The organism is Blautia schinkii, assembly GCF_013304825.1.
Classification (GTDB): domain Bacteria; phylum Bacillota; class Clostridia; order Lachnospirales; family Lachnospiraceae; genus Blautia_A; species Blautia_A schinkii_B.
In genome coordinates this window covers 180575-197314 of sequence record NZ_JAAWUO010000004.1, presented here as the reverse complement: position 1 = coordinate 197314, position 16740 = coordinate 180575, and the positions used below count along the sequence as shown (strand labels likewise).

Below are 16740 nucleotides of genomic sequence, written 5' to 3'. Positions count from 1 at the left end.
TATCATCCGATTCCGCCAAGTACAATTCCTAGAATCAGAACCAGAAAACAAACAGGAACATAAATATATTTACACACCGGATAAAAGATTTTTGTAAACGGTTTCTCACGTCCTTTGCTGACCTGGTTTTCCACATAGCTCCGGCCGAAGATCCAGAAGAACATGATCCCTGCAAGTCCTGCGCCGAGAGGACAGATATAGATGGAAAGCACATCCATCCAGTCAGAAACAATGCCCTGGATAAGAAGTGAAACCACAACGCCGATCACTGCGATCACCATGCAGGAAGGGATCCGGCCAAGACCTGTTTTTTCCTGAACTGTGGCAATAGGAGCTTCATAAAGATTCATAAGCGAGGTCATGCCTGCAAGGAACACAGCTACGAAAAAGATGATGGCAATGATCCGTCCGACAGGCATGGTTTTGATCAGGTGCGGCAGGTAGATAAACAGAAGTCCGGGACCGCCCTGGTCAAGCTTGGCACCTGTGGTAGCCATGGCCGGAATGATAACAAGTGCTGCCAGCATAGCAGCCAGAGTATCAAAAAGCGCTACCCTTGCAGCAGATGCAGGGATATCTTCGCTGTCCGGAAGATAAGATCCGTAGATCAGTGTACCGTTACCTGCAACAGACAGGGAGAAAAATGCCTGTCCAAGTGCGAAAATCCAGGTGGAAGGCTTTGCCAGAACTTCCGGCTCCACGCGGAAGATATAGCGGTATCCGGCAGCAGCTCCCGGCTGAAATGCAACATAGATGCCAAGGATCACAAACAGAATAAAGAAGATGGGCATCATCACTTTATTGGCTTTTTCGATACCGCTTCCAACGCCGTACATCAGGATAAACATGCAGATCACAAGAGCAGCCATCTGCCAGAGATTATTTCCCCATGCAGAGGCCATGCCTCCAAATTTGGCACCAAAGGACTCAATATCTGCCGGTGCCAGGGTGGAGCCTGTAAAGGCTCCGAGCATATATCGGAAGATCCATCCCATAACAACGGTATAACCGATAGCCATGGCCAGTGCACCGATCACAGGTATCCAGCCCAGTGTTTCGCCCAGCCTTCGTTTGCCACTGGTTTCGCAGGCCATGCCGAAAGCGTCAATGGGCCCGGAACGTGTCCCACGGCCAAAGCTCATCTCACCGATCACGCCGGTAAAGCCGATCAGAGCCACAAAAATAAAATACGGGATCAGGAACGATCCCCCGCCATACAGGGAAACTCTGGTGGGAAACATCCAGATATTTCCCATTCCAACCGCAGACCCGATGCAGGCCAGAATGAATCCCCAGCGGCTGTTAAAAGATTCTCGTTTTTTCATATAAATATAATATCCTCTCTCCATTTGATCGTTTCAGTATAACATAATTCCGGAAAATAGGGAACTCATAACAGGGTAGCTGCGAAGCAGCTATGAGCCGGGCTCATCGGCGCAGGGCATTATCATAAAATCGAAAATGATCCGGTCTGTGCCGTGACTGGGTATACTCAAACATCACGCCATCACTGTTATAAGTCTGGCTGGACACCACAGCCACGCAGTTATAATCCTTTACATTCAGATGAAGATATTTTTCATCAATTTCCGTAACCTTTTCCACAGTCATGACACGTTTGCTGTTGACAATGGTCATATGAAGCTCCTGCTCCAGGTATTCATAGATAGAATGACTGGCAATCTCGGCAGTAAGGCCGGGAACGGATTCCTTCAGAAAATAATTATGGTTGATGATCAGTGGGATATCTTCAAGATAATGGATACGCTGAATATAATATACTTCTGCATCAGCGGGAAATCCTGTGTAAGCAGACTGCTTTTTGCTGATACAAAGCTCTGTAAAGAGAGCCACCTCTGTATGGGCATTCTGACCGTTCCTTGCAGCAGATTCCTTGAAGGTTTCAATCTCTCCGATGGTGAAAGCAGTCTGCTCGTTTGGACGGTAGATATTGCGGACACCTTTTCCCTGCATGGTCTGTACATAGCCGTCATTGACAAGAAGACTGACCGCACGGCGCAGGGTATTGCGGGAACAGCCGTAAGTCCGGATCAGAGTGTTTTCGGAAGGCAGAAGCTCCTGATAGGCAAAAGTGTTGTCCTCTATTTTCATTTTCAGATCTTTATAAATATCTTCGTAAATACTTCTGGGCATTTCAATTCTCCATTCATGTTCGGTCAAAAATATATAGCAGGATTTATAATTTCTGGAATAATTATAAAAGATTTTCCCGGTAAGCGCAATGCAAATACCGTGGAATGTTTAAACAAGTTACAGAGCATATTGATATGTTATGAGGATAGTATGAGAAATATAGATGAAATCAATTTGCGGCCATTCAAAATCATGATACTGGATTTCGAACGCATATAAGCTGTAAGAGCCAGAGGGGCTTACGCGTAAACAAAAAAGAAAATGTGACAGTGTAAAAACAGATCACATTTCCTCTTATTTTATCAAAGCTAAAATAAAGTCAGGCCTCTTTTTTCTTATAGGAAAGATTCCTGAAGCTGCTGCCGTCAGAAGCTGTGCTTCGGGTAACTGCCGGTGTATCGGCTGCGGTATTCCGGTCTGCACTGATCAGCCATATAGCATAGAAGGCAGGAACCAGACAGAGCCATACGCCTGAGAGACCGTAGGTCATATACAGGATCAGAGACAAAGCTGCACCTGTATGAAAAGAAAGCAACGTCATTCCGTAGAATTTTGCTTTATCGCACTGTGTGCTGTCCTTTTTCATAAGGAACTGAGTGACAGCTGTGGTGAATTGGCGAAGGTTGTTGGTGGAAAAGATCGTGGAGCTGTTATATCCGCCGGGAGCCTTGAAGGTACACCACTGGAAAGGCATTGCAAAGAACACGGGGTAAAGAGCCACAACCGGAGACATTCCGGAAGGAAAGAATCCCAGGAGCAGGATCGCAAAGATATCAATCCCGATACTGATAAAACGAAGATCTGCGGAAAAATGCTCTGGGATCCAGACCGTAAGGATAACAGCAGCCATATATATGAGAAGCGCACCCACACGCAGAAGCATATCCGAAAAATTCCTGCCTATGAGATCCCGCACAACACCAAGAAGATTGGCTGTCTGGGCATTGCCGAAAAGATCAGCTCTTGACACAATGGCATAAAGCCCCAGGTATCCACCGATAAAAGATAAGGTGTAATGTATCAGAAAACGATATTTCATTTCCGTATGCATATGTAAAGATTCCTTTCATTAAAATAGGCAGATTCCATATGTCTGCCGGACTTTGCCACCCATTATAATACAGCCTGTAAAAAAAATCAAAAATTTTTTAATTTTTTTCTTGCATTTCGGGAAAACAGGTGTTAGTATATATTTCAAGCGCGCAAATACTGTGTATGAGTGCGCCTGTGAAACTGCAGATATGAGACTAATTTACGGAAGGAGGATTTCCAGTGAAAGTAAGATCATCTGTAAAGCCGATCTGCGAGAAGTGCAAGGTCATTAAGAGAAAGGGATCCATCAGAATCATCTGTGAGAACCCGAAGCACAAACAGCGTCAGGGTTGATTTCCATATCGGAACTTCTTTGGAATGTTTGTGAAACGTGCGGCTGCAGTATGAAACACCCGGTAGGGTTGTTCTGCTGAGTGAATAATAAGCATGTATTGCCTAATACCGAGAGGCAACAGCGGTTAAGATCCGCAATTTCGGAAAGGCTGTGATTCGCCGATTACAGCTGGGTGTTTTACCGAGGCACCCCAATTAGGAAACTAGAAAAGAAAGCGGCACACCGATATGTCCCATTTCACCTTGCGGGAGCAAGTGACATACGATATGCAGAGACTTTCAGAAACAGAAAATGGAGGAAACAGTACATGGCTCGTATAGCTGGTGTAGACTTACCAAGAGAGAAACGTATTGAAATCGGTCTTACCTACATTTATGGAATTGGTAGACCAAGCGCAGACAAAATTCTTGCTAAAGCAGAGGTTAATCCTGACACACGTGTCAGAGATCTGACTGATGATGAGGTTAAGAAACTGAGTGCTGTTATTGATGAGACAATGACAGTAGAAGGTGATCTGAGAAGGGAAATCGCCCTTAACATCAAGAGACTGCAGGAGATCGGATGCTACAGAGGTATCCGTCATCGTAAAGGACTCCCGGTTCGTGGTCAGAAGACTAAGACAAATGCGAGAACTCGCAAGGGACCGAAGAGAACTGTTGCAAACAAGAAGAAATAATTTATAGATATAACTAATTAATTTCAATAAAAGGAAAGTGTAGGTTAGTTTTAAAATGGCAAAAGTTACAAAGAAAACGACAAAACGTCGTGTCAAGAAAAACGTTGAACACGGACAGGCACACATTCAGTCTTCCTTCAACAATACAATCGTCACACTGACAGATAACGAAGGAAACGCTCTTTCATGGGCAAGTGCCGGTGGTCTTGGATTTAAAGGTTCAAGGAAATCTACCCCTTATGCAGCACAGATGGCAGCAGAGACTGCAACAAAGGCTGCTTTAATTCATGGATTAAAAACAGTAGACGTTATGGTAAAAGGCCCGGGCTCAGGCCGTGAAGCTGCAATCCGTGCGCTTCAGGCATGCGGACTTGAAGTAACCAGCATTCGTGACGTAACTCCGGTTCCTCACAACGGATGCCGTCCACCAAAACGCAGAAGAGTCTAATTAGGAGGTAGTTGAAATGGCAGTAAATAGAGTACCTGTTCTGAAAAGATGCAGATCCCTTGGCCTGGATCCGATTTACTTAGGAATTGATAAGAAGTCCACAAGACAGTTAAAACGTGCAAACCGCAAGGTGTCTGAGTATGGTCTTCAGTTAAAAGAGAAACAGAAAGCAAAATTTATCTACGGAGTTCTTGAGAAACCTTTCCGTAACTATTACAAGAAAGCTGACAGAATGCAGGGCCAGACAGGTGAGAACCTTATGGTTATGCTTGAGAGCAGACTTGACAACATTGTTTTCCGTATGGGATTTGCAAGAACAAGAAGAGAGGCTCGTCAGATCGTAGATCACAAGCACGTACTTGTTAACGGAAAATGTGTAAACATTCCGTCTTACCTGTGCAAGGCAGGAGACACAATTGAGATCAGAGAGAAGAGCAAAGGTTCTGAGAGATATAAAGGAATCCTTGAGATCACTGGCGGAAGACTTGTTCCGGAGTGGATCGACGCTGATCAGGAGAACCTGAAGGGTGTAGTTAAAGAGCTTCCTACAAGAGAGCAGATCGATGTTCCTGTAAACGAGATGCTTATCGTCGAGCTGTATTCTAAATAATTAGTAACTGTTTACTGTGTCTACAGTTATAAAAATTGGTAATACCCTCGAATGTTGATTAACCCAGAAGGAGGGAACCTTATAGTGTTTGATTTCAATAAACCAAAAATCGAAATTACCGAAATATCCGAAGATAAGAAGTTTGGAAGATTCGTTGTAGAGCCTCTCGAGAGAGGTTATGGTACTACCCTTGGCAATTCTTTAAGAAGAATTATGCTGTCCTCCCTTCCGGGAGCTGCAGTAAGCCAGGTGAAGATCGATGGTGTACTTCATGAATTCAGCTCCATTCCGGGCGTGAAGGAAGATGTGACCGAGATCATCATGAATCTGAAATCTCTTGCCATCAAGAATTACAGCAGTGACAATGAGCCGAAGACCGCATACATCGAGTGTGAGGGAAAAGGTGTTGTTACAGCAGCTGATATCCAGGCAGATCAGGATATTGAGATCATGAACCCGGATCAGGTAATTGCAACCCTGAACGGTGGAAAAGACTGCAGATTGGCTATGGAACTTACTATTACCAAGGGACGTGGCTATATCAGTGCAGACAAAGGCAAAACCGATGACATGCCGATCGGTATGATCGCAGTTGATGCGATCTACACACCGGTAGACAGAGTCAACATGATCGTAGAGAATACACGAGTTGGTCAGGTAACTGACTTCGACAAGCTTACACTGGATGTATATACCAATGGAACACTTGATCCGGATGAGGCAGTCAGCCTTGCAGCGAAGGTTCTCAGCGAGCATTTAAGTCTCTTTATTGATCTTTCCGAGAATGCTAAGACAGCAGAGGTTATGATCGAGAAAGAAGACAATGAGAAAGAAAAGGTTCTGGAGATGAGCATTGATGAGCTTGAGCTCTCTGTTCGTTCCTATAACTGCCTTAAGAGAGCCGGTATCAATACGGTTGAAGAATTATGCAATAAGACTTCTGACGATATGATGAAGGTTCGTAATCTGGGCCGCAAATCATTAGAGGAAGTACTTGCAAAACTCAAAGAGCTGGGACTTCAGCTCCAGCCTACAGAGGAATAATCCGGAAACAGAGTAATGAGTGGGGTGTCAGCAGCAGGACAGTAAGACCGAACAAGCATGTCCTGGTGTCCCACAGATGGAGGATAATAAAATGGCAAAATATAGAAAATTAAGCAGAACATCTAATCAGAGAAAAGCACTTCTGAGAAATCAGGTTACAAATCTTCTTCATCACGGAAAAATCGTGACAACAGAAGCTAAGGCTAAAGAGATCCGTAAGATCGCTGAGGGACTTATCGCTATGGCTGTACGTGAGAAAGATAATTTCGAGACAGTTACAGTAACAGCTAAAGTTGCTCGTAAAGATGCTGACGGAAAACGTGTAAAAGAGGTTGTAGACGGCAAGAAGAAAACAGTTTACGATGAAGTACAGAAAGAGATCAAGAAAGATGCTCCTTCCAGACTTCATGCACGTCGTGAGATGATGAAAGTTTTCTATCCTGTAACAGAGGTTCCTGCTAAGGGCGCCGGCAGAAAGAAAAACACAAAAGAAGTTGACATGGTTGATAAGATGTTCAGCGAGATCGCTCCGAAATATGCAGATCGTAACGGTGGTTACACAAGAATCGTTAAGATCGGACAGCGTAAAGGCGATGCAGCTATGGAAGTTCTTATTGAGCTTGTATAATTTACTTCTGACCATTTTAAAGGACATTTGCAGAAATGCAGATGTCCTTTTTTAGTGTTTGTCGAAAAATTGAAAATGTGCATAAATGGTGGATTTTTGACCATAATTTACAGAAAGATATTAAGATTTGAATAATAATTCATGGTATAATAATAGAACAAAAAAGATACAATGACGGAATAAAAGGGGATACATAAATATGACGATGATGACCATTGCCATTTGTGATGATATGCAGGCAGATACGAGAAGACTTCACAAACAGCTTGTGCAAATCGTTCCGGGGTCAGAAATTCGGATATTTAAAAGCGGAGAGCTTTTATTGGAAGAATTGGAAAAGAAAAGGAAACCTTATGATGTAATTTTTGTAAATATGGATTCGAAAAAAACAGATGGATTGAACACCATACGAAAAATCAGAGAACGTGAAATGTCAGTTGCTGTCATTTTTATGAGCAGGAGTGACGAATATTACAGAGATGCATTTGATATGTTTGCATATAACTATCTTCTGAAACCAGTAACTCTGGAAGCATTGGAATATGTTATGGAACCATTGAAGAAGAGGTTGAATGCGGATACAGATGAGAGGATGATCCATTTTCAGTACCGTGCACGGGTATATACCTTGCGGCACAGCCAGGTGAGTTATATAACAAGCAGCCTTCATATCGTGAATTTTCATATGACAGATGGAAGCACACTGCAGTGCAGAGGCAAGTTGAAAGATTTTGAGAAACAGTTGGAAAATAGCACGTTTTTGCGGTGTCATCAGAGCTTCATTGTAAATATGGAGCGTATCACTGGTGCGAAGACAGAGAGCTTCAGTATAGGAGAGAACGTAATTCCTATATCACGTTCCTATAACAAAACAGCTCATGAGAGATACGAAGAGTATCTGCAGCTGCAGCAGGAAATTTCTTGGGGGGGGGGTATCAGAGTAACCGGGGTTGATTGTGACCGTGAAGTATGTTACTGGTCCTGGCGGGGACAGTAACAATAATCCCCCCTTGATTATTATTCCTTTTTAGCGTACAATCGGTAATGTACAAAAAATCAGAGTACAGGTATGCGAAAGGATGATAAATAATGGTCGGCAGAATTTCTGGTACTACCGGACAGTTGAAATATAAGATTAATTCAGGCGAAGGACCTGAACAGAATAGATTTGCAGAAGATACGAAGGAAAGCACAGAGAAGATGTTTTTCTTTAAATCTTGTGCATTTTTTTGTTGCCTGAAATGATCCGCCGGCTGATTCTGACCATAGAAATCCTGGTACTGTCTCTGTTTATTATTGGAGGAAGTTCGGTGATAACACAGACAGCGGAAGCCAGAACATCGGAATTTTCCTGGACTGACCACAGGACGATCGCTCATGCACTGGGCGGACTGGATGGAAAGGAATATTTGAATTCCAGAGAGGGATTTCTGGCCATGTACAATCAGGGTGTAAGACTTTTTGAACTGGATTTGTCCAGAACATCAGATGGCGTATGGGTATGCCGCCATAACTGGAATGAATCTATGGGGCAGTGGAAAGGCACAGGAAAAAAAGTTCTTACAGAGAAACAGTTTACATCCAATAAAATATATGGGAAGTATACGCCCATGACGCTGGAAGATTTTTTTCTGCTGCTGAAAGACTATCCGGATGCGTTTGTGATGATCGATTCCAAGCAGTATTCTATTCGCAATTACCAGAAAACCCTGGAGGATTACTGTGAATATGTGGAGATCGCACGTGCAGCCGGAGCGGGGGAAGTTTTGGATCAGATCATCCCGGAAATTTACAGTGAAGCTATGTATCCGGGAACTGCTATGATTCATTCATTTCCTTCTTATATTTATTCACTGTGGCAGGAATATTCAGAAGATGATCTGAAAAAGATCGCTTCTTTTTGCGGAGAAAAAGGCATTCAGGCTGCGACTATTTACTGGAAATACTGGTCTGAGGAGGCTGAAAAGATTTTTGAGGAGCAGGGAATCCGGCTTTATGTATACACGGTCAATGACAGGAACCAGGCCAGAAAATATCTCGCAGAAGGAGCAGAAGGAGTCTGCACGGATTTTCTCACAACGGAGGATCTGTGGTAGAACGAAATAAAAACAAAGGAAACGGACGATTATGAAAATAAGAACTACAGTTGCTGTGATGGCAGCGAAGATCACAGGACATGTCTGTAAACTTATGGGCCGTCAGGGTGTTACCTGGGCCGGTAAGATCGCGCTGAAGATATGCCCGGATATCCTGGAGGAACTTTCCTCCCAGGTAAGAGATAAAATATTCGTAGTATGCGGAACCAACGGAAAAACTACAACCAACAACATGCTCTGCGCAGGGCTTGAGGCAGAAGGAAAGAAAGTGATCTGTAACCATACAGGTTCCAATATGCTCAATGGAGTTGTGGCTGCTTTTGTGCTGGGAGCAAAACCAAGTGGAAAGCTGGATGCAGACTATGCCTGTATTGAGGTAGACGAAGCATCCACAAGACACGTGTTTACCAGGATCAAGCCTGACTATATGGTTATGACCAATCTGTTCCGAGATCAGCTGGATCGTTATGGTGAGATAGATATTACCATGAATATCCTGGAGGAAATGATGCGGAAAGTTCCGGATATGAAAGTCATTGTGAACGGCGATGATGCGCTGTCTGCATATCTGGCTATGGACTGTGGGAATCCATATGTGACGTACGGAATCAGCAAGCCGGTGATTCGCAGCAAGACCAATGAGATCCGTGAAGGACGTTTCTGTAAATGCTGTGGGGAGCGTCTTGTATACAGTTTTTATCATTACAGCCAGCTTGGCGATTACAGGTGCCCGAAATGCGGATTTAAACGGCCGGAGATTAATTTTGATGCCACAGATGTAAAGGTAGATGATCAGATCGCCTTTACTGTGGAAGATAAACGGATCACAGCCAATTACAAAGGTTTCTACAATGTTTATAATATTCTGGCTGCTTATGCAGGAATCCGTACTGCAGGATTTCAGGCAGAGCATTTTAATGACATGTTAAAGAAGTTTAATCCTGAGAACGGCCGAATGGAGCAGTTCCGCATTAAGGGAACCGGCGTTGTGTTGAATCTGGCCAAGAACCCGGCAGGTTTTAACCAGAATATCTCTGCTGTTATGCAGGATGAGTCACCGAAGGATATTATCATTGTTATCAATGATAATGCTCAGGATGGAAAAGACATCTCCTGGCTCTGGGATGTGGATTTTGACCTGTTCGGAGGGGATAACATCAATTCCATCACAGTCAGCGGCATCCGCTGCCAGGATATGAGGCTCCGACTGAAATACGTAGATATTCCATCCATGCTGGAGAATGACGTGGAGACAGCCATCCGCAAACGTATTGACGATGGAGTTGGCAATCTCTATGTACTTGTAAATTATACAGCACTGTTTGGAACCAGAAATATACTGAAGAAACTGGAGGGTGAGAAATGAAAATAACGATCGGACATTTATACCCGGATCTTCTGAATCTTTACGGTGACAGAGGAAATATCCAGTGTCTTATGAAAAGATGCCTCTGGAGAGGAATCGAGGCAGAGACCATTGCTTTTGAGCTGGATGACAAGATCGATTTTTCCAAGCTGGACATCGTGCTTCTTGGCGGCGGCTCAGACAGAGAGCAGATGCTGGTCTGCGAGAAGCTGAAAGAGATCCAGAAGGATTTTAAGGCTTATGTTGAGGATAGCGGCGTTGTCATTGCAATCTGCGGTGGATATCAGCTTCTTGGAAACTATTACAAGACTGATCAGGGAATGATCGAGGGTCTGAAGCTGGTAGATATGAGCACTGAGCAGGGAAAGGGCCGGCTTATCGGAAATATTGTCATGCAGAGTGAGCTTTTTGATATGCCTATCGTTGGGTTTGAGAATCATGGAGGACGTACAACTATTGGCAATAACAAGCCTCTGGGAAAGGTTCTCTCCGGTTATGGCAATGATGGACAGTCCGGTGCTGAAGGCGTAGTCTATAAGAATGTGATCGGAACTTATCTGCACGGGCCGCTTCTTCCAAAGAACCCACAGCTGGCAGATATTCTGATCAGCCGTGCTCTGGAGAAGAAATACGGAAGAAAAATCGAGCTTGAGAAACTGGATGACAGCGAGGAACAGGAGGCGAACTCCTATATTTTCCACCGCTTTGTAAAAAACGAAGGATAAAGAGGTCAGTATGGCGAAATCAAATAATCAGAAGGCGAAGATCCTGTATCTGGAAAGAATGCTGCAGGAGACAGGTGAGCATAAAACCTTATCCATGCAGGATATCCTGGCAGGACTTGGTGAACACGGGATTAATGCAGAAAGAAAAAGCATTTATGATGATGTGGAGGTTTTACGTTCCATTGGAATGGACATCCGTTATACAAGAGAGAGACCAGGTGGATATTATCTTTACGGGCAGAGTACGGATCAGGTGAAACCGTCAGAAGAGAGAAAAGAGATACAGTCAGACAGTCAGGCTGTGAAGAAGAATGAAGCGGAAGCACCGACACTTAGCGGTTATCGGCAGCTTCTTGCCTGCTCCGCAAGAAACATAAAGAAAGAGATCCGGCTTCTCTGTGCAGGTGCTGTACAGGATGAAGTAAGAGGCTTTTTTGGCGAAGATGCGGAATATAAAATGAAGGAAAGCGGAGATTTTACTGTGACAGCAGAGTTGCCTGAGAATGCGAAGTTTTACGGCTGGCTCACGGGTATGGACGGCAGTGTGCGCATACTGAAACCTAAGAAATCCGCGCTGGCTTACAGAGACTATCTGAAATCACTGGCAAAGGAATATAAAGGCTTATAGGAGAGATTAGACCATGAAGAGAAAAACAGCGATCCTGCTTGTGGGAGCTTTTGCCCTTTCAGCAGTTCTTTCCGGCTGCGGCGGGAATAAAGAAGCAACAGAAGCAGCCAATGAGAGTGTGGAGTCTGAGGACCCGGAAGGAAAAGCCAAAAACAGCGATAATGCAGAGGAAGAAGAAAAAAAAGAAGAAGAGGAAACTGCTGCCGCAGATAAGAAAGTAGGAATCTTTCTGCCGTCTGATTCTGATGATCCAAGGTGGTCTTCAGATGGTGAGACCTTACAGCATACTCTTGAAGATGAAGGCTATGATGCTGAGGTATTTTTCTCAGATGAGAGTGGTGAGAACCAGGCCTCTCAGATCAGTGAAATTCTGGACGATGAAAGCACATCCGCTCTTATCATTGCGCCGGCAGATGCTTACGGACTAAATGACGTGCTGGAACAGGCCTATGAGAAGTCTATCCCTGTTTTTTCCTATGATGAACTGATTATGGATACAGATAAGGTAAATTATTTTGTCACTTTTGATACCCGGAAGGCAGGAAAAATGGTGGGAGATTCCATCATAAAGAAGATGGATTTGGAGAAAGCCAGCGAGGAGAAGAGAACGCTTTCCATCGAGTTCCTTATGGGCTCACCGGATGACCGTGCGGCACTTTTCTTCTATAACGGCGTGATGGAAAAGCTGCAGCAGTATTTTGATGACGGAACTCTTGTATGCAAGTCTGAAAAGCAGAGCTTTGACGATACAGCAGTGATGAGAAGTTCAAGAAACACTGCGAAGAATGATCTGTCAGAGATCCTTTCCGGGTATTATACAGATGGTGCGCCGGATATCATCTGCACAGGCGCGGATCAGCTGGCACTTGGAGCTGTGGATGCACTTGAAGATGCAGATTATGCGGCAGGAAATGAAGACTGGCCGATGATTACAGGATGTGGCTGTGAGGCGGAGGCTGTGACTGCAGTGATCGAAGGCAGACTGACAGACAGCCTGTTTTTTGATAACCGCGTGCTGGCCAATGATTGTGCTGCTATGGTAGATACTTACCTGAAGGGCGAGAAGCCGGAGATTTCCGATTATGAGCAGTATGATAACGGAACAAAGATTGTGGGAACTGTGACAAGTGATATCCAGCTGATCGATAAAGATAATTATCAGATGCTTGTGGACGATGGATACTATGATGAAGACGAGATCATGCCGGAAACAACACCGACGCCTACGCCGGAGCCGACAGTAACAGAAGAACCGTCTGAAGATGAGAAAGATATTACTGCGACACCAACTCCGACTGATTACGGAGACAAAGATTCGGAAACAACACCGACCGAAGAGCCGGAGGCAACAGATACCCCGACACCGACTCCGAAGGACACAGCAACACCCACACCTTCTGAGAAAACGGAAAAAGGTTCCGAAGCATAAGTAAAAAACTCCCGATAAACTTATATCTGTATTACATGAGCAGATCATCAGTTATCGGGAGTTTCACTATTTGCATATATTGAGAAGAAGATTACTCGCTATCGGTTACAGCTGAATTTATTACATATCGGATTCAGTTGGATTTATTCACGAAATGTAAGCTTGCCATCAGCAATAGAATCAATAATAGCAAGGGATTCCAGATGGATACCCATATCACGGATAGTCTGTCCGCCGGACTGGAAGCCTTTTTCGATAACGATTCCGGCTCCTTCAAGAGTTGCGCCGGATTTCTTAACGATGTCGATCAGACCGAGAAGTGCACAGCCATTGGCAAGAAAATCGTCGATCAGGAGTACGTGATCTTCCGGTCCGAGAAATTTTCTGGAAAGGATCACATCGTAGACCTTCTTGTGTGTAAAGGATTCTACCTTGGTGGTGTACATCTCACCGTCAAGGTTCACACTCTGTGCTTTCTTTGCAAATACAACCGGTACATGGAAATACTGTGCTGCAATACAGGCAATACCGATACCGGAAGCTTCGATGGTAAGGATCTTGGTGATTGGACAGTGGTCAAAACGTTTCTTGAATTCTTTACCGATCTCATTGATCAGGTCAATATCCATCTGATGATTCAGGAAGCTGTCCACTTTTAAAATATTTCCTTCTTTTACTACGCCGTCTGTCAGAATTCTGTCCTTTAAAAGCTGCATGAAATTTATCTCCTTTGATTTATCACATTAATATATGTTTACTGCCCACGGACAGAGCAGTAATATTTTTAATATGTATCATACGACAATATTTGCGTGAGTGCAATTATTTTTGACAAAAAAACATAAAATTATTATAATAGATAAGATGACAAAGAAAGGAACAGGCACAGATGAAAGAGTACGAAGTAATCTGGGAAATTTTTAACAAATGTCCGAGAAATCAGATGCGTGATGTATTTGTGGAGGAAGTGGAAATCGCAGACCCCGAGGAATATGTGAAGCATAAATTTCAGGGAAAAGATGTATCCTACGAGAAGACAGTACTGGAAGATGGAACGATCATTTTTGACATTCAGACATCCATGATCCGACAGCGTTGTTCCTTCACGGAAATCTGAAGGAGGAAATAATATGGGAGAAACGCATGTGCACGTTCTTGAGGACGGAACCGTTTTAGAGCATACCCACGAAGAGCAGGGGCACAGCCACGGCGGAGCACACCCTCACCACCACAGCCACGCACAGACCAAGGCCGTACTCAACAGACTTTCCAGGGCCATCGGGCATATGGAATCCATTAAGCGTATGGTGGAGGAAGGACGTGACTGCAGCGAAGTGCTGATCCAGCTGTCAGCCGTGAAATCTGCGATCAATAATACAGGCAAGATCATCCTGCAGGATCATATTGAACATTGTATCGTAGATGCAGTGGAACATGGAGACCGGGATGCCATTAAGGAGCTGGAGAAAGCGATAGACAGATTTATGAAGTAAGGTAAGGCTTTCATGAGTGCATCGTGAATGAGGAAACTGCGCAGATAAAGAAAGTTCTGCATCTGTGCAAATAAAAAGAAATGAGAGGAACCTATTATGGCAAAAGAGTGCAGTAATTCATCCTGCAACAAATCAAGCTGTGAGGGATGCGGACAGAAACAGCCGCAGAGCCTTATGGCAGAAGCAAATGTTTTTTCTGATGTGAAGCATGTAATCGGAGTAGTAAGCGGAAAAGGTGGCGTTGGTAAATCCTTCGTCACAGGATCCCTGGCAAATCTGATGGCATCTAAAGGTTACAAGGTCGGCATCATGGATGCAGATATCACAGGTCCGTCCATCCCGAAGATGTATGGCATCAGGGAGAATGCACAGGGCAGCGACAACGGCATTTATCCGATCCCGACAGCTAACGGAATCGAGGTTATGTCTGTAAACCTTCTTCTTCCGGATGAGGAGACACCGGTAATCTGGAGAGGACCGGTAGTTGCAAACATGGTAAAACAGTTCTGGACAGACGTTATCTGGGGAGAACTTGATTATCTTTTTGTAGATATGCCGCCAGGAACAGGAGATGTTCCGCTGACTGTATTCCAGTCTCTGCCAATCGAGGGTGTTGTGATCGTAACTTCTCCGCAGGATCTGGTACGTATGATCGTTAAGAAAGCGTACAATATGGCAGATATGATGAAAATCCCGGTTCTGGGAATCGTGGAGAACTATAGCTATGTGAAATGTCCGGATTGCGGAAAAGAGCTCAAGGTTTTTGGCGAGAGCCATATCGACGAGATCGCTGCAGAGCTTAATGTTCCGGTACTTGGAAAAATGCCGATCGATGTGAAGCTTGCAGAGCTTGCAGACAGCGGCCTGTTCAGCAAGATCGAGAATGAGTATATCACTGCTGCAGCAGATGTAATGCCTAAAAATGAGGCATAAGAAATAATTAATAACAGAAAAAGACCATCGGAATCCGGTTCAGTGAGGAGTGATCGCGAACATCCTTCTGTCAGGTTCCGGTGGCCTTTTTGGTTTTGATATGTTTACAGTAACAGCAGACATTTTAGTTTTCTGCCAGACAGATATGAGGAGCCTCCATGATTTCAGAAGTATTTCAGGAAGCACTGGGCAGCCTGGGAGAGCTGGAGAGCTTCATGATGAGCGATCACTGCGCTTCGTGCAGGAAGCGGGTTTTTAAGATCAACAGGTTCCAGCCCCGGGCGGTTTTTAAGCATGTAATCCGGAATGCAGGCGATGCCAAGGCCGATTTCGGCAAGGTCGATCAGAAGGTCATTGCTGTTAAGCTCAACTTCAGGCAGAAGCTTCAGTCCTTGTGCAGCAAAAACCTGATGGAGGTATTCGCTTGTAGTACTCTTAGGTGCAAGCATCAGGATCGGATAATTTAGAAGCGCTTCCAGTGAAAGCGGCTTACGTCCCATGGAAAAATAATCCGGGTTTGCCACAAAGATATCGCGGAATTCCAGCACAGTCTGAAGCTTGGTGTGGGAAGAAAGCCTGGAGTTTGGATAGTTGGTGACGATCAGTTCGGCCTGGCCGTTTTCCAGAAGTTCGGCGCATCCGATGGAAGTGCTGTTGATGATCTTGATCCGTACATCCGGGTGATCCTTGTGGAACCTGCGAAGATACGGAATCAGGAAGTAGCGGCATAAGGTATCGCTGGCACCGATGCGAAGCTGACCTGTGAGATTGCCTTCTCCGGAAAGAGCTGCCTCGCCTTCATTGAGCATGGAAAGAGCCGGCTTTACATGCTGGAGAAGAAGTTCTCCTTCGGGGGTGAGGATCACTCTCTTGGTGCTTCTTACAAAAAGAGTATGGCCCAGTTTTTTCTCAAGATTTTTGACTGCCTGGCTGACAGCCGACTGGGAAATAAAGAGCTGCCTGGAAGCCTCGGAAAAGCTTAAGGTTGTAGCTACATAGTAAAATACTTTGTACAGTTCAAGATTGATATCCATATGTAAAAATCCTCCGCTTATAAATGATATAAGATATATTAATTTTACTAATGATATTTCCTATGATACTATATTTTCAGCAGAAAAGA

Annotated in this window: 20 protein-coding genes; 15 read left to right on the top strand and 5 right to left on the bottom strand. The window is 44.4% G+C overall.

Going from position 1 to position 16740, the window contains the following annotated elements:
* Positions 1-2 precede the first annotated feature (2 nt).
* The 3 genes from HFM85_RS04975 to HFM85_RS04965 all read right to left on the bottom strand — a co-directional run bounded on the left by HFM85_RS04975 (position 3) and on the right by HFM85_RS04965 (position 3205).
* The gene (locus tag HFM85_RS04975) at positions 3-1325 is read right to left on the bottom strand and encodes a sodium-dependent transporter (RefSeq protein ID WP_173738826.1); all 1323 of its coding nucleotides are present in this window, start codon (positions 1323-1325) and stop codon (positions 3-5) included.
* A gap of 103 nt (positions 1326-1428) precedes the next feature.
* The gene (locus tag HFM85_RS04970; protein ID WP_173738825.1) at positions 1429-2154 is read right to left on the bottom strand and encodes a UTRA domain-containing protein; all 726 of its coding nucleotides are present in this window, start codon (positions 2152-2154) and stop codon (positions 1429-1431) included.
* A 319-nt stretch (positions 2155-2473) separates the two neighbouring features.
* Positions 2474-3205, bottom strand: coding sequence for a YoaK family protein (locus HFM85_RS04965; RefSeq protein WP_173738824.1), 732 nt, complete (start codon positions 3203-3205; stop codon positions 2474-2476).
* A 221-nt stretch (positions 3206-3426) separates the two neighbouring features.
* On the opposite strand from HFM85_RS04965, the gene rpmJ reads away from it, so the two are divergent.
* From rpmJ to HFM85_RS04905, 12 genes are all read left to right on the top strand, one after another.
* Positions 3427-3540 (top strand): 50S ribosomal protein L36, encoded by a 114-nt coding sequence (gene rpmJ / locus HFM85_RS04960; RefSeq protein WP_003022746.1) that lies wholly within the window; start codon positions 3427-3429, stop codon positions 3538-3540.
* Between the two features lie 308 nt (positions 3541-3848).
* Entirely contained in the window at positions 3849-4217 is a 369-nt protein-coding gene (gene rpsM, locus HFM85_RS04955) for a 30S ribosomal protein S13 (protein WP_173738823.1), read from the top strand.
* Positions 4218-4272: 55 nt separating this feature from the next.
* Positions 4273-4665 (top strand): 30S ribosomal protein S11, encoded by a 393-nt coding sequence (rpsK, locus tag HFM85_RS04950; RefSeq protein WP_015526942.1) that lies wholly within the window; start codon positions 4273-4275, stop codon positions 4663-4665.
* Between the two features lie 16 nt (positions 4666-4681).
* Positions 4682-5275, top strand: a complete 594-nt coding sequence (rpsD, locus tag HFM85_RS04945; protein WP_173738822.1) for a 30S ribosomal protein S4 — start codon at positions 4682-4684, stop codon at positions 5273-5275.
* Positions 5276-5359: 84 nt separating this feature from the next.
* Positions 5360-6319, top strand: a complete 960-nt coding sequence (locus HFM85_RS04940) for a DNA-directed RNA polymerase subunit alpha (RefSeq protein ID WP_173738821.1) — start codon at positions 5360-5362, stop codon at positions 6317-6319.
* 91 nt (positions 6320-6410) lie between these two features.
* Complete coding sequence (locus HFM85_RS04935; protein WP_021976084.1) at positions 6411-6947, top strand: bL17 family ribosomal protein; 537 nt, start codon at positions 6411-6413, stop codon at positions 6945-6947.
* A gap of 199 nt (positions 6948-7146) precedes the next feature.
* Entirely contained in the window at positions 7147-7944 is a 798-nt protein-coding gene (locus HFM85_RS04930; RefSeq protein WP_173754630.1) for a LytR/AlgR family response regulator transcription factor, read from the top strand.
* Positions 7945-8257: 313 nt separating this feature from the next.
* A complete protein-coding gene (locus HFM85_RS04925) occupies positions 8258-9043 on the top strand; it encodes a phosphatidylinositol-specific phospholipase C/glycerophosphodiester phosphodiesterase family protein (RefSeq protein WP_330594726.1) in 786 nt (261 codons plus the stop codon).
* Between the two features lie 31 nt (positions 9044-9074).
* Positions 9075-10409: a MurT ligase domain-containing protein gene (locus HFM85_RS04920; RefSeq protein WP_173738818.1), complete on the top strand. Its 1335-nt coding sequence runs from the start codon at positions 9075-9077 to the stop codon at positions 10407-10409.
* Entirely contained in the window at positions 10406-11134 is a 729-nt protein-coding gene (locus HFM85_RS04915; RefSeq protein ID WP_173738817.1) for a type 1 glutamine amidotransferase, read from the top strand. The genes HFM85_RS04920 and HFM85_RS04915 overlap by 4 nt, the downstream gene beginning before the upstream one ends.
* Before the next feature lie 10 nt (positions 11135-11144).
* Positions 11145-11762 (top strand): WYL domain-containing protein, encoded by a 618-nt coding sequence (locus HFM85_RS04910; RefSeq protein ID WP_173738816.1) that lies wholly within the window; start codon positions 11145-11147, stop codon positions 11760-11762.
* A 13-nt stretch (positions 11763-11775) separates the two neighbouring features.
* A complete protein-coding gene (locus HFM85_RS04905; protein WP_173738815.1) occupies positions 11776-13191 on the top strand; it encodes a substrate-binding domain-containing protein in 1416 nt (471 codons plus the stop codon).
* Positions 13192-13334: 143 nt separating this feature from the next.
* Here the strand turns inward: HFM85_RS04905 and HFM85_RS04900 are convergent, their stop codons facing one another.
* Positions 13335-13907 carry a xanthine phosphoribosyltransferase gene (locus HFM85_RS04900; protein WP_119240252.1) on the bottom strand — a complete coding sequence of 191 codons (573 nt, stop codon included), beginning with the start codon at positions 13905-13907 and terminating at the stop codon, positions 13335-13337.
* 173 nt (positions 13908-14080) lie between these two features.
* Between HFM85_RS04900 and HFM85_RS04895 the strand changes: the two genes are divergently transcribed.
* From HFM85_RS04895 to HFM85_RS04885, 3 genes are all read left to right on the top strand, one after another.
* Positions 14081-14308: a hypothetical protein gene (locus HFM85_RS04895; protein ID WP_173738814.1), complete on the top strand. Its 228-nt coding sequence runs from the start codon at positions 14081-14083 to the stop codon at positions 14306-14308.
* Positions 14309-14321: 13 nt separating this feature from the next.
* Complete coding sequence (locus HFM85_RS04890; protein WP_173738813.1) at positions 14322-14684, top strand: metal-sensing transcriptional repressor; 363 nt, start codon at positions 14322-14324, stop codon at positions 14682-14684.
* A 96-nt stretch (positions 14685-14780) separates the two neighbouring features.
* Positions 14781-15617: an Mrp/NBP35 family ATP-binding protein gene (locus HFM85_RS04885; protein ID WP_173738812.1), complete on the top strand. Its 837-nt coding sequence runs from the start codon at positions 14781-14783 to the stop codon at positions 15615-15617.
* A gap of 164 nt (positions 15618-15781) precedes the next feature.
* Here HFM85_RS04885 and HFM85_RS04880 read toward each other — a convergent pair whose 3' ends face one another.
* Positions 15782-16651, bottom strand: a complete 870-nt coding sequence (locus HFM85_RS04880) for a LysR family transcriptional regulator (RefSeq protein WP_173738811.1) — start codon at positions 16649-16651, stop codon at positions 15782-15784.
* Positions 16652-16740 lie beyond the last annotated feature (89 nt).

Coding starts and splice junctions, on each gene's coding strand:
- HFM85_RS04935 (WP_021976084.1), top strand. CDS start 6,411: ATGGCAAAATATAGAAAATTAAGCAGAACATCTAATCAGAGAAAAGCA.
- HFM85_RS04900 (WP_119240252.1), bottom strand. CDS start 13,907: ATGCAGCTTTTAAAGGACAGAATTCTGACAGACGGCGTAGTAAAAGAA.
- HFM85_RS04905 (WP_173738815.1), top strand. CDS start 11,776: ATGAAGAGAAAAACAGCGATCCTGCTTGTGGGAGCTTTTGCCCTTTCA.
- HFM85_RS04970 (WP_173738825.1), bottom strand. CDS start 2,154: ATGCCCAGAAGTATTTACGAAGATATTTATAAAGATCTGAAAATGAAA.
- HFM85_RS04895 (WP_173738814.1), top strand. CDS start 14,081: ATGAAAGAGTACGAAGTAATCTGGGAAATTTTTAACAAATGTCCGAGA.
- rpsM (WP_173738823.1), top strand. CDS start 3,849: ATGGCTCGTATAGCTGGTGTAGACTTACCAAGAGAGAAACGTATTGAA.
- HFM85_RS04965 (WP_173738824.1), bottom strand. CDS start 3,205: ATGCATACGGAAATGAAATATCGTTTTCTGATACATTACACCTTATCT.
- HFM85_RS04885 (WP_173738812.1), top strand. CDS start 14,781: ATGGCAAAAGAGTGCAGTAATTCATCCTGCAACAAATCAAGCTGTGAG.
- HFM85_RS04915 (WP_173738817.1), top strand. CDS start 10,406: ATGAAAATAACGATCGGACATTTATACCCGGATCTTCTGAATCTTTAC.
- HFM85_RS04975 (WP_173738826.1), bottom strand. CDS start 1,325: ATGAAAAAACGAGAATCTTTTAACAGCCGCTGGGGATTCATTCTGGCC.
- HFM85_RS04930 (WP_173754630.1), top strand. CDS start 7,147: ATGACGATGATGACCATTGCCATTTGTGATGATATGCAGGCAGATACG.
- rpsK (WP_015526942.1), top strand. CDS start 4,273: ATGGCAAAAGTTACAAAGAAAACGACAAAACGTCGTGTCAAGAAAAAC.
- HFM85_RS04890 (WP_173738813.1), top strand. CDS start 14,322: ATGGGAGAAACGCATGTGCACGTTCTTGAGGACGGAACCGTTTTAGAG.
- HFM85_RS04920 (WP_173738818.1), top strand. CDS start 9,075: ATGAAAATAAGAACTACAGTTGCTGTGATGGCAGCGAAGATCACAGGA.
- rpsD (WP_173738822.1), top strand. CDS start 4,682: ATGGCAGTAAATAGAGTACCTGTTCTGAAAAGATGCAGATCCCTTGGC.
- HFM85_RS04910 (WP_173738816.1), top strand. CDS start 11,145: ATGGCGAAATCAAATAATCAGAAGGCGAAGATCCTGTATCTGGAAAGA.
- HFM85_RS04880 (WP_173738811.1), bottom strand. CDS start 16,651: ATGGATATCAATCTTGAACTGTACAAAGTATTTTACTATGTAGCTACA.